The following is a 12,778-nucleotide window of genomic DNA, read 5'->3' on the forward strand; positions in this document are numbered from 1 at the left end:
ACAAGGTGATAAACGATCAAAATGGTGTTTATTGACGTTCAAAGGTAACAAATAATATTGAGCTAGAGCAAAAAAATAGGTACTTGGACAAAAGAAACTATACCATAAAATGATTCCAGTTTTATTTATAATCAAGGTAAAAAAATGAAAACAGGTCTTTGGAGGCGAGGAACTTTGACGATACCATTTATAGTAACCAACTACGGGGTGATTTGTTGTAAAATGAGCTTGTTAAGTAAGCAAAAATAAAAAAGTAGGAATGTTAATAGAAAATTTTTAAGCGAGCCTTTGATCCGTTTTGCTTGTTTTCGTTTTGATAATGCTGTTATCAAACTGTGAGCTCCTTCGCAACTAACAAAATGGTTTGTAAACATGACAGCAATTTACTTTGCAGAGGACTTAACCATTTTTGCGCCATTTTAACAGCATTTGTTCCAACATTTTTACATCAATTGGCTTAGCCAAAAAGTCATCCATACCAGCAGCTTCACAGAGTCGTTTGTCTTCTAACATGGCATTAGCCGTCATCGCAATTATCGTTGGTTGATAGGCCAGCTCTTTTCTGATAATTTGAGTAGCTTCTAGACCATCTAAAACAGGCATTTGAATATCCATCAAAACTAAATTATAAGCATGTTTTTTTAGAATTTCAATGGCTTCTTGTCCATTGGTAGCGGTATCGGGTTGATAGCCCATTTTTTGCAAAATACGAACGGCCAAGAGCCTATTAATTTTGTCATCTTCTACCAACAAGATGTCCAAGGCTGTTTTTTTTGCAATTTGATTATCAATAGTAGTAGGTTGTGTAAATGTGCTTAACCTAGATTGCTTTTGAAGGACATCAAGTTGAATTGAAAAGTAAAAAATAGAACCTTTCTTTTCAATACTTTTTACCCAAATATTTCCCCCCATTAACTCTACAAAATGTTTTGAAATAGCCAAGCCTAACCCCGTTCCGCTTTGTAGTCTTGTTCTAGAGTCATCTACTTGTGTGAAGGCTTCAAATAGATTGTCCAAACTTTCTTTTGGGATGCCAATACCTGTATCTTGTACACTAAATTCTAAGATTACTTTTTGGTCAATTTTATTAATCCTTTGTACGCTAATATGGATGGTTCCTTTTTCTGTAAATTTAGTAGCATTGCCAATTAAGTTAACCAATACTTGTTGGATTTTACCTCCATCTCCTGAAAGGATATTGGGAATATTTTTTTCGATGTAATAGGTGAGTTTGAGTCCTTTCTCCATTACTTTTGGAGTCGTAATATTAATGGCATCTTCAATACATTCCGTCAAAGAAAAAGGCTCGATTCTAAGCTCGGTTTTTCCAGCTTCCGCTTTGGAGTAATCTAAGATTTCATTAATAATTTTTAGCAATCTCTTGCTGCTAACTTTGATCGTTTGAACATATTCTTTTTGTTCGGAATTGGGTTCTGAGGCTTCTAACAAAGAAGCCATTCCCATAACACCATTCAATGGTGTTCTAATTTCATGACTAATGTTGGCTAAAAATCGAGATCGAGCATTGTTTGCTGCAATCAACCGATTTTGTTTTTCGATAGCGTTTCTAGATTCCTTATTGTATTCTATTTTTACTAGGATTAGTGCTAATGCTGTAATAGCAAAACAGATTAATAAGTTACAGGTAGATGCCCAAAAAACGCCTACATCAGACAAGTTAGATTGAATATAGTGTGGGTAATTATACTCTACATACAATAGAAAAAACACATCTAGAAGCAGGAGTAATATATATCGCGTATAATATTTTTCGGGGCTTGTAATGGCATAAAAACTAATTAGCAATAGAAAAAAATAGCCTGTACCTCCTTGCAGTCCATTGGTAAAACACCAGTTTAAGGACAAAGCAATTAAGGCATAAAACCTAAAAATAGTTTCTATAGATGCTTTTATTTTGTAACCGTTAGGAGATGCTAACAGTAAGCTGGAAAAGACAATAGAACTAATTAGAGAATTAATAAAAGCATTGGAACTGGTAGATAATAAGTAGCCATACAAGACTGAACAATAGAAAGAAATGAAGGTGACGGCTAACAAAGCCTGCTTTAAAAACTGTTCGTTTAAAGATAAGTTACTATTATAAAATGAGAGATACTTTTTCATTTTGATGGACTAATCTTTATCATTAGACATTATTGTCAGTATACTAGACGTATTACTTTTTAGCAAATGATTGAATAAGTAGCGGACTACCATCTTCATTATTCCGTTGAAACCACACAGTAGCAGTGCAGCAAATCAATGGAGTGTTAAATCTTCAAAGATAACTAAAAATATGACATTAAAAGCTGTTCCTCATCGAAATGTTTTACTATCAATCTATTAAGTGCTTTGGTTGATGCCAAATTTTTCGTCTATGATACGTATAAAAGATTGAGCATGGAAGCTTAATGTATCTAACATTTGTATAACTTCTTGGCGGCGCATATCATCCAAATAGTAGGTGGTACTTAGAATCAACCATCGATTTGAAATACTAAAAGACTCTGTAATTAATTGATGATTGGATTCTAAAATAAATTGCTGTAAGGCAGTTGTTTGTTTAAAGTCTTGAGGGATTTGCAAAATGGGAGACATCATCGAAATAGTTGCCACTTTGTCCTCTAAATGGGTGGTTGACTCTTGAGCTACAATAATAATTTGAGCTGTTCCTCGATGTAATTTCCATAAATTGGGATTGCTATCTTGTTGACAAATTTCTGGTTTAATTCCTAAACTTAAAATAGCGTCATTAACAAGTTGTCTATGTGATTCTAGAATTGGCATTTTTTATGTTGCATTTGTGATGTTTCAACGAACTACTAATGTTTTGTAATTGGGGGTAATTGAGCTCAAGAAGCTGGTAATTCTCTGGCAATCTGAGTGAGCACAACTGCCAGAGAATATTATAAGCATAAAAATCTATTAATGCCCGATAAGCGTCAAGAATTCTTGTTCTGTTAATATTGTAATACCCAACTGTTGAGCTTTGGTCAACTTTGAACCTGCTTTTTCTCCGACCACCAAGTAACTTAATTTAGAACTAACACTGCCAACAGCTTTCCCGCCAGCATTAGCTACCAACTCTTTGGCTTCATCGCGTTTAATTTGAGTTAATGTTCCTGTGAAAACAACCGTTTTTCCTGCCAAAGGAGCATCAGAAGCGACCTCTTTTTTCTGTTCAGATTCCAAGCGATATACGTTAACACCAAGTGCTTCAAATTCGTTTAGAAGCTCAATGGTTTCTGGCAAACTAAACACATCCAACACCTGTTGTGCGACGATAGGACCAATGTCTCGCAATTCGCAAAGTTGTTCCAAAGACCAATTGGCTAAATCTTGAATCTTTTCTACCTCTGCAATTAATATTTTAGAGTTGGTTCTACCAATATGGCGAATTCCCAAGGCGTAAAGCAAGCGGTGTGCAGGATTATTTTTAGTTTTTTCTATAGCGATTTGCAACTTCTCTGCCGATCGTTCTCCAAAGCCTTCGAAAAAGGCAATTCTTTTATAATCTAAACGATAAATATCAGCTAAAGAGTGCAGCATCCCTTCTTTGTAAAAACGCTCAATATAAGCTTCTCCAAAACCGTCAATATTCATTGCGTTTTTGGAGACAAAATGAATCATACGACCTACAATTTGTGCTTCACAACTAGGGTTGACACAGCGCCATACCGCTTCCCCTTCTGGACGCTCCAAGACAGAACTACAAACGGGACAATTGGTAGGGTAGACAACTGGTTTTTCGGAACCATCTCTAAGGTCGGCTAATGTTTTGACAATGTAAGGAATAACATCGCCCGCTCGTTCAACAAGAACCGTATCGCCAATTCGAATGTCTTTTTCTTTGATAAAATCAGCATTGTGCAACGATACATTCGAAATTTTAGCACCAGCTAAGTCAACGGTTTCTAAGCGAGCAACAGGGGTAACGGCTCCAGTTCGACCTACTTGGTAATCAATGTCCAGTAGCTTTGTTGTTGCTTGTTTTGCTTTAAATTTAAAAGCAATAGCCCAACGAGGATGGTGGCTAGTATAACCGCATAATTCTTGCAAATCTAGGCGATTGACCTTGACAACCATTCCATCAATCTCAAAAGGATATGCTTCTCTATTTATTTGCCATTGTTCACAATACGCATTTACCGCTTCAATATCTTGGCAAACCGCACGTTCTACATTTATTTTAGGTACTTTAAAACCTAAATTAGACAAGATTTCGATTTGCTGATTGTGATCTTCAAATTGATTCAAAACGTCATCTCCGTCTATGTTTGTCGCAAATCCCATTTGATAAATAAAAGCATCCAAAGCTCTTTCATTAACCTGTTTGGGATCTTTTAAGCGTAAGCCACCTGTTGCTGCATTTCTAGGATTGGCAAAAAGTTGTTTACCTTCTTTGAAACGATTTTCATTTACTTGTTCAAATAAATCTTTGCGAATGAGTACTTCGCCTCGAAGTTCTACTTTTTGAATGCCATATTTTGAAAAATTTGCTTTTAGAGGAATGGTTCGAATAGCCTTGGCATTTGGCGTAATGTCATCTCCTTGGGCACCATTACCACGAGTAGCAGCGCGAACCAAGTGGTCATTTTCGTAAACCAAAACAATGGTTCCTCCATCAAACTTTGGTTCTACACAATACTCAATTCCAGTAGTTGGTACATCTGCACCAATCATCTTTTTGATGCGTTCGTCAAAGTTATTTAAGTCCTCGGCATTGTATGAATTTTCAAGTGATAGCATAGGAGTTAGGTGCTGAACCGTTTCAAAGTGCTCTGTCAAATCGTTGGAGACACGTTGTGTAGGGGAATCTGTGCGCAATAAATTGGGAAATAAGTCCTCTAAAGCTTCTAATTTCTTAAAAAGGCTATCGTATTCAAAATCACTCAATATGGGTTGGTCTAAAACATAGTAACGCCATTCGTGATAATTGATAACTTCACAAAGTTCATTAATTTGTTGAGCAGCATTCATCTCTGCTGAAGCAACAGGATTAGCTAGTAATTTTTTGGAGCGTTCATACAACGCTTTGTGTTCTGAATCAGAGTACATTATCTTTATGTTATAAATATAGTAGTTCGTTGATTAACTTCTTGCTCTAGTCATGTTCTTTTGCTTTTGTGCTATTAGTACAAGCCTATTAGCAAGCTTAATTATTACTTAATTTTAAGCAACTTCATAAAATGTAATAAGAAAAAACAAGTCATTGATTATTAAATTAATAAAAAAAATCAGCGAACTATTGAAATAGTCAATAGTATGTCAACTTATTGTGTTGTATGACAATAAGCGACTGTAAACAATCATTATGCGATTAGCCAAAGTTTATCTGTCTCGTTTTGTTGGAGGTTTTTAGGAGCCAAAACCAATAGGAGAGGTTTATTTATATTCAAACACACCTGCTAGTTTCTCAGGGCACTTTTTGACCACTTCTTTTTGAAATTCAAGTAGCAAAGCTTTTTTTGTTGCCTTGTTATAACGTTTTCCATATTGGCGGAAATCTTCGGCAAAGCAACCTACCAAATCACTACGATAACCAAAACCATCCTTGCTATACGCATAAAAGTCACTGCCATCAACGGCAGCACAGTTACAAAAATCGTCTGCAAATTCATCCATACCTTTGTTGGCAAAGCTATAATAAAGAACAACAACAAGAATCAACAAGACTACTATTGATGAAAAACCTAAAATAGGCGTTTTATTCTTTTCAACAAAAAGAATCAATTTATCCTTGTTAGACAGCGTGTTAGTTGCATTCTGTTCTACTTTCGTATTGGAGGAATCGTTGGAATTGCTTTTATTGGTAGACATAGTATTCAATCAATTTTGAAAGTTGGGTATATTCTAAACCCCATTATACCACTATTTTTACTTTTTTAGTAAAGAAAAAAAAGAAAGGGATGAAGTATTAAACTCCTAAATATAGGGTAAAGATTTTCTAGTAAATAAGAATGTAGAGTCTTTTTTTTATTTTTGCAATATAAGCATTTGTTAATTTAAAAATTCAGTTTCAAAAATCTTTTTTCTTTTAAAAAAAGCGGGCTTTATTGGATTTTTAAAAACTGCTGTGTAGAGTAGAAAATGCTTCAATCAAAAACAAGAGACCACCAATTTATACTATATGCGAACGCACTATTTTATTCTTATTTTATCTGTTTTTATGTCATTGGTATCAGGGATACTCTTGATGAGTTTTCAGCTTCCATCAGACAAAAATACTTTAGAGAAACGTATAGAGTCGCTCAAAAGGGGAGAGAATTTAGATAGTTTGATTTATTATCAAAATTTATTGATAGACGTTTTAGAAAAAGAAAATGATATCGCTGCTTTAGAGTTGGCAGGACAAAAATTCCTCGAATTGGTTTTAAATGCAACTACATTATCTGCGGATCAAAAATGGACTTATTTAAACCAAATCCAAACCTCAAAAGCATGGACATATGCTTACAAAACACAGTGGTATTTAGAAAGCTTTATGACGGTAGACAAGTCCATCGATTCTGCTTATTATTATTTGAATTTGTTGGAAAACGTGCCCCAAAATAAAGATGCGTTAATTTATGCTTACAAGATATGGGCAAAGGATGCAACGACTTATCCAAAGGATTTGAGAGCTGCAACAGATTATCTGAAAAAAGCAGCGCAATTGATAGAAAATCAAGCTGATTCAGCCCAGTTGTATGATGCTAAAATAGTTGTAGGCATGGCTACAGGCGATTTTGAAAATGCTTTGTTAGCAGCTAAAAAAATGTTGGAGGAGACTTTGCAGCAATCACCAATAGATTCTGTGCAAACAGCTTTTATTTATAAGCAATTGGGCGATATTTATTATCAGCAAGCGAATTATAATCGAGCGAAAGATTATTATGTAGAAGCCATTAACTTTATGGCAGAGCGTTCTATTTATCAAAGAGAGCAGGCTAAGCTATGGTTTCAGTTAGCTAGTTGTTATTTCAACTTAAAAAATCGACCTCTTGAAACGGTACTTTATCTAAGAAAAGTTTTCTCACTAGTACAATTGGGAAGCACAAAAGGAGCAATAGAGTCAAGTGATATCTACCTTGATGCTTGTAATATGATGGCCTTGGAATTTTTGGAAGAAAAACAATTGGATAGCGCTCAAGTTTACCTTGAAAAAATGGAAGAGGTAAAAACAGATTACAAGAAGTGGGAAAAATGGTCTACTAAAGGAAAGGTCCACTTAGCAAAAAAGAGTTATAACGAAGCTGAATCAGCATTTCAACGTGCTGTAGGTGGGGGCAAGGGGTTTCAAGCCCAAAGCCCTGAAACAGCTACTCGTTGGTTGAATTTGGGAGATTGTTATCAAATTCAAAAAAAATACGATCAAGCCCAAAGGTCGTATATGAATGCCTTGTGGGCACTAAGTAATGAAGGAAAAAAGAAAGGTTTTCCAGCAATTAATAGTCTTTTTTCAAAAGAGCAGGCTATACAAATCTTGACTCAAAAAATCAATGTAATGTTGGTATTGTACGAACGGTCAAAATATAGTGTTTCTTTAGTAGAAATATATGATCATGCTCAATACACTTTAGAAGTATTTAGAATCTTGAAAGCAGAAAGGAACTTGCCGTTGAGTTTTTCTGATCGGACGGTAGTTGTTTATGAACAGTTTATTGAAGTTTGTGAGTTATTACATAAAAGAAAACAAGAGCAAGTATATGTAAAAGAAGCTTTTCAGTTGGCAGAAGAATGTAAAGCTGTGCTGCTACAAATGATGATGAATGAGCCTGATGCGGGACAATTTGGTAATGTCCCTGCTACAGTCCTTCAGAAAGTATCTACATTGCAACAGCGGATGTTATGGTACCAAAAACGTTATTGGGAGGCACAAGTTTTCCAAGAAAAAGCTACGGTATTGGATTGGTATCAGCAGCAAATGGCAGCGCTGCAAGTTAGTTTGACACTCATAAAACAAAATCTTCAAGAAAATCATACTAAATACTACCAGTTCAAATACAACACGCAGATAGCAAGATTGGATAGTGTGCAACAGGCTTTGAATGATTCAACAACGTTGGTGCAATATTTAGAAGGTAAGGAGGCAATTTATCAATTTATTATCCAAAAAGACACGCTAGCCATTCGTAGAATTTTTTGGAGAACGTACAAGCCTACCATTCTGAAATATTACAAACATTTTACGCATAGTAAATTGAAACAACACGTACAGTCGGGAGGATACAAGGATTTTTGCATGACGGCATATGAGTTGTATTATAAATTGATGCACCACGAATTATTGAATAAAAGTAAACGTGTGGTTATTATTCCCGATGGCTTGCTAAGTTATATTCCTTTTGAAACGCTCTTAACAGATATCCCTGTAGAAAAGGTTCATGAGGTTAATTTTCCCTCTTTGGCTTATTTGTTAAAACAAAAACAAATTGCTTATAACTATTCGAGTACGCTATGGTTAAACGAAGGAAGTAGAGTTAGAGAACCAATTAACAACGAAATATTAGGAATCGGTGCGACTTATGCAAACGAAGAACTAATGCCTATTAGAGCTCAAAAATTACAGCGTTTAAGAGCTTCATTGAAGGTTCGAGAAGGTGTGGAAGCTGAAATAGATTCTTTATCTGAAAAATATGCTGGAGATTTTTATCTTAATCGTTACGCAACCGAATATTATTTTAAAGAATATGCTAGTAGTTACGGCATCTTACATTTGGGACTTTATGGTATGATTGACCCTGATTTTCCAGAATACTCTAGCTTAATTTTTTCAGAAGACGGGCACGAAGAAGAGGACAACCAATTAACAACAAACGAAATTAAGCAACTCAATTTAAATGCCTCGATGGTGGTATTGAGTAACTGCCAAACAGGTTATGGACCTTACCAAAGAGGAGAAGGGATTGTGAGCTTGGGGCGGAGTTTTATCTATGCAGGAAGCCCTTCTGTCGTTTTGTCTTTGTGGGAACAAAGTGATCTTTATGGTCCTATTATTATGGATTATTTTTATGAAAACCTAAAACAAAAGATTGATAAAGATGTTGCTTTGCGTCGTGCTAAGTTAAAGTATTTAAAAAACGCAAAAGGACTAGAGGCACACCCTGCATATTGGGCTGGTTATATTGTAATTGGCAACTATCAAGCTATCGAAGTTAGCGAGCCAGTAACTTATATTTGGTGGTTTGTCATTCCAATTGCTTTTCTTGGTTTTTTGGGATGGTGGAGCTTGCAAGCGTTAAGGCAAAGACGTTAGTGGTGAGAAGGGGCAAAGAAGCCCATTTTCCAAGGCTTGTATTTAGCAGGAACAATCTTAAAGTGTTGGACTTCTTTTTGTTCTGCTCTTAAAAAGATTAATCCAACAAAAAAAAGATCAATACTTAAGGTGACACTAGGGTGTGCTTTGATCGTTTCCCAAGCCAGTTGCATTTCTTCTGACCAATAGATGTCGTCCAAGACAAAAACCGTATCTTGATGGCTGTATTTTAGGCAAGTCTCAAAATAGGATAGGGTAGGTTTCATTTGATGGTTGCCATCTATAAAAACATAATCCAAGCGCTGCATTTTTTCTAAAGCCTGTGGTAAGGTATGGTTAAAGTCACCAACAAGCTGTTGGATTTGAGTGGCTTTCAGTTTCTTGAAATTAGATGCAGCTACTTGAGCGATATTGGGGCAGCCTTCCAAGGTATAAAAAGGTGCTTTTCGTAGAGGGATGTATTGATACAAGCTGCTAATGCCTAAAGAAGTGCCTAATTCTAGTCGATTTTTAGGTTGCAAATAATGTACAAGGCGGAAGAGAAATTCGCATTGCCATTGGGGAGAAACGGCACTTTTTACAATGCTAGCGATACTTCTAGATGCTGTATTGTTTACCCGAGAACCAGCGCCTAAATCCGTGACGTTTAAGGTCGTTGTGTTTCTTTCTGAAATGATTCTAAGACGTTCTAATGCACTAAAGTCATAATACCTTCGGTTGTCTTCAATGACTTCTTCAATCAACGAAAATACAAAAGGTGAATGAATCGTATATTTTGTTTGTGCTTGCCAATAGAATTTGAGAAAACGTTGCCCGATACTCACTGTTAGAGGATTGTAGATAGCTAATGTAAATAGAGGATTTAAAAACGAACATTCTAATAGATTTTTAACGAACTATTGACGTGTTAGTTTTCAAATCCTCTCATAGTAGTATGATTGTAATTGCTTAAAATGTAAAGTCAGCTCTTAGACTAAAGTTTCTAGGTGCTTCTACTTTTCCTGGTTGGATAGCGTACTCATTGTTCAGCACGTTATTCATCAAGAAAGAAACCTTGACAAACTTTGCAATTTGATAAGCTAACCTTGCATTTAAAACAAAAGAACCATTGTTGTGTTTTTGTCTAAAGTAGTATATTTTGGTAAGTGGATCTAATGATGGGGAAGTGCCTCCGATTAAAAATTTGTCAATCGCTTCCATAAAAGAAAGGTATTGGACTGTTACTCCTGCTGAAATTCCTTTGTAAGTGACTTGCCCATCAAACTTTATAGTATGTCTATTTCTATATTTTAAAATATTTTCTTCAGATGTTGAGAATTCCTTAATATCTGCTTGAACAATACTATCTTGGAAGTTTTTATACTGAGGATTTAAAAAGGTGTATCCCGCTAGTAAGGCTACTTTGAAGTCACCTAAATTACCTTGACCTGTTACACTAACATCAATTCCTGTGATACGAGTATTGCCAATGTTTTGAACTTGAAAAGCAATAGGAGCATTAAAATACTGTGAGTTGATTTCACGAGAAGCTTGAAATTCCATCATGTTTTCATATTCCGACCAGAAACCTGCAATATCCAAAAATCCTTGCCATTTGCCAATCTTAAATCCTTGTTTGACACCAATTTCTGCACTCCAACCAGTTTCTGAGACCAATCCTGGGTTGGGAGCAACAGTAATACCTCCAGCGGTTGTAGAAATGAATTTTTCCAATACAGTAGGGAAACGATAACCTTGTCCCCAAGAAGCACGGAAGAAGGTGGCTTCTCCTAATTGATAACTAGCTCCAAAACGGAACACAGGTCTATGTTCTATCGTATCACGCAAAGCAATATGTCTATCTCCGTTACGAAGGGGAGTTCCTCTTAAGGTTAATGTATAATGGATAGAGTCAGGATAAGCTGTTGTGTTTATCTCGTAACGGGCACCAAATGAAAGGTTTAGGCGTTTGAAAAACTTTTTATCTAATTGTAGATAAGCAGCAAAATTATTGTGTGTATAACTTTCATTTCCATAAACTTCAGCAGTTGACATCACTGAACTTGCTACAACACCAGCGGCCAATTCGAGACCATCCAATGCTTCAAACTTTCTTTGGAATTGATATTCTCCATATAGTGTATTAGAATTGTTGCTTTGCTTGCCTTCGTTGTTATTATCAATATAAAAATAACGGAACTGAAAACGATGGCGATTGCTAAGCTTATCGTAATAAGTAACCGCAGGGTCAATCGTCATTCTAAAGTTTTGTCCGCGGGGAGCAGGATCAAAATCTGTTTCGTAAAGACCTAGATTAGGTTTTGCACGGTTGTGAAATAAGAACACACTTTGACTTCCCATGTTGATATTTGTATTCAGCGTGAAAATTAAATTCTCAGAATGGCGATATCTAGTATTTAGTGTGATTCTTGCACGGTTATTATAACCTGGCATAGAATCAATTGTATTGGCATCTACTTGTTGATATGAACGCATATAATGTTGGTTATAAGCTAGATTAGAACCTAATACGATATCAAATTTTCCAATTTTCCTACGATGTGCGAATTGCAAGCCTGTCTCAAAAGGCATATTTTTAGCCGTCCACCACTTGTTAGCAGGATCGGCAGGATCGCCATAAACAGTTCCAAAAATACTTACTTTAGTCAATGGTTTGTTCAAAGGATAAGCTGTGCGAATATTGATAACACCATTCATAGCAGAAGAGCCGTAGAGTGCAGATGCCGCTCCTTTTAGTACTTCCATCTGAGCAATGTTTTCAGTTGGCAAATCTCCCCAGTTAGGAAGCCCTGCATCTGCTTGCATGACGGGCAAGTCGTCCATTAATATAAGAACACGACTTCCAGTACCTTGTGCAAAACCTGAACCGCCACGAATGGTTACCTGATCTCCCATTGTATTGACCCCAGGAACCTTGTCTAATACCTGATTAACGGCATTGGCATTGGTGTTTTCAATTAGGTCAGGTGAAACCACACTTAATGAGACCGTTACTTCACCTAGCGATTTAGCAAATTTACTAGTCGTTACAGTAGCTGTTTCTAGCATAGTCGCTTCTTCGCCAAGATAAATGTTCATGACAACCGTTTTGCCAGCTTCAATAGTTACCATTTGGCTTTTGGTTGCATAGCCCAAATAGCTAAATTGTATGGTATGTTCTCCCTCTGGGAGTTCTAAAGTGTACTTTCCATCAATATAATCACTTGTTCCCGCAAATGTCCCTGCACGGACATTAACACCCAGTAGCGATTCTTGAGTTAGCGAATCGGCTACAATTCCTGTAATAGTACCCGTATTTTGAGCGAAAATAGAAGAAGTGAAAATGGTTGTAAATAGAAGAAAAATAGTACAAGTAAAACTTTTCATAGCTTTTACTTTTGTGTTATTACTTTATATGGAAAATCTAACCTCTACAGAGGAAGGTATAAAGTTTACTGTTATAAAATTCTTTGAAAGTAGGCTATAATTTATTGGGGTAACCTTCTTTTTTAGCGGGGTAAAGGTACATATTTCTTTTTAAGAAAAAGTTTTTAATCTCCT

General features: G+C 35.9%; 7 protein-coding genes. 1 reads left to right on the plus strand and 6 read right to left on the minus strand.

The window, feature by feature from the left end; all coding sequences use genetic code 11:
• Positions 1-399: 399 nt before the first annotated feature.
• The 4 genes from QP953_RS09480 to QP953_RS09495 form a co-directional block, all read right to left on the minus strand.
• Positions 400-2,124, minus strand: coding sequence for an ATP-binding protein (locus QP953_RS09480; RefSeq protein ID WP_309554801.1), 1,725 nt, complete (start codon positions 2,122-2,124; stop codon positions 400-402).
• 219 nt (positions 2,125-2,343) lie between these two features.
• The gene (locus tag QP953_RS09485; RefSeq protein ID WP_052592723.1) at positions 2,344-2,787 is read right to left on the minus strand and encodes a YbjN domain-containing protein; all 444 of its coding nucleotides are present in this window, start codon (positions 2,785-2,787) and stop codon (positions 2,344-2,346) included.
• Between the two features lie 138 nt (positions 2,788-2,925).
• Positions 2,926-5,058, minus strand: a complete 2,133-nt coding sequence (gene ligA, locus QP953_RS09490) for an NAD-dependent DNA ligase LigA (protein WP_231512752.1) — start codon at positions 5,056-5,058, stop codon at positions 2,926-2,928.
• A 327-nt stretch (positions 5,059-5,385) separates the two neighbouring features.
• Positions 5,386-5,820, minus strand: a complete 435-nt coding sequence (locus tag QP953_RS09495) for a hypothetical protein (protein WP_309554802.1) — start codon at positions 5,818-5,820, stop codon at positions 5,386-5,388.
• Between the two features lie 310 nt (positions 5,821-6,130).
• Between QP953_RS09495 and QP953_RS09500 the strand changes: the two genes are divergently transcribed.
• The gene (locus QP953_RS09500) at positions 6,131-9,238 is read left to right on the plus strand and encodes a CHAT domain-containing protein (RefSeq protein WP_309554803.1); all 3,108 of its coding nucleotides are present in this window, start codon (positions 6,131-6,133) and stop codon (positions 9,236-9,238) included.
• Here QP953_RS09500 and QP953_RS09505 read toward each other — a convergent pair.
• Entirely contained in the window at positions 9,235-10,062 is an 828-nt protein-coding gene (locus tag QP953_RS09505) for a class I SAM-dependent methyltransferase (protein ID WP_309554805.1), read from the minus strand. The genes QP953_RS09500 and QP953_RS09505 overlap by 4 nt on opposite strands.
• Before the next feature lie 124 nt (positions 10,063-10,186).
• A complete protein-coding gene (locus QP953_RS09510) occupies positions 10,187-12,604 on the minus strand; it encodes a TonB-dependent receptor (RefSeq protein WP_309554806.1) in 2,418 nt (805 codons plus the stop codon).
• Between the last annotated feature and the right edge of the window lie 174 nt (positions 12,605-12,778).

This window comes from Aureispira sp. CCB-E (assembly GCF_031326345.1).
Taxonomy (GTDB): domain Bacteria; phylum Bacteroidota; class Bacteroidia; order Chitinophagales; family Saprospiraceae; genus Aureispira.

Bases quoted from the DNA above. Each gene is read 5' to 3' on its own strand.
- QP953_RS09480 (WP_309554801.1), bottom strand. From the start codon at position 2,124: ATGAAAAAGTATCTCTCATTTTATAATAGTAACTTATCTTTAAACGAA.
- QP953_RS09485 (WP_052592723.1), bottom strand. From the start codon at position 2,787: ATGCCAATTCTAGAATCACATAGACAACTTGTTAATGACGCTATTTTA.
- ligA (WP_231512752.1), bottom strand. From the start codon at position 5,058: ATGTACTCTGATTCAGAACACAAAGCGTTGTATGAACGCTCCAAAAAA.
- QP953_RS09495 (WP_309554802.1), bottom strand. From the start codon at position 5,820: ATGTCTACCAATAAAAGCAATTCCAACGATTCCTCCAATACGAAAGTA.
- QP953_RS09500 (WP_309554803.1), top strand. From the start codon at position 6,131: ATGCGAACGCACTATTTTATTCTTATTTTATCTGTTTTTATGTCATTG.
- QP953_RS09510 (WP_309554806.1), bottom strand. From the start codon at position 12,604: ATGAAAAGTTTTACTTGTACTATTTTTCTTCTATTTACAACCATTTTC.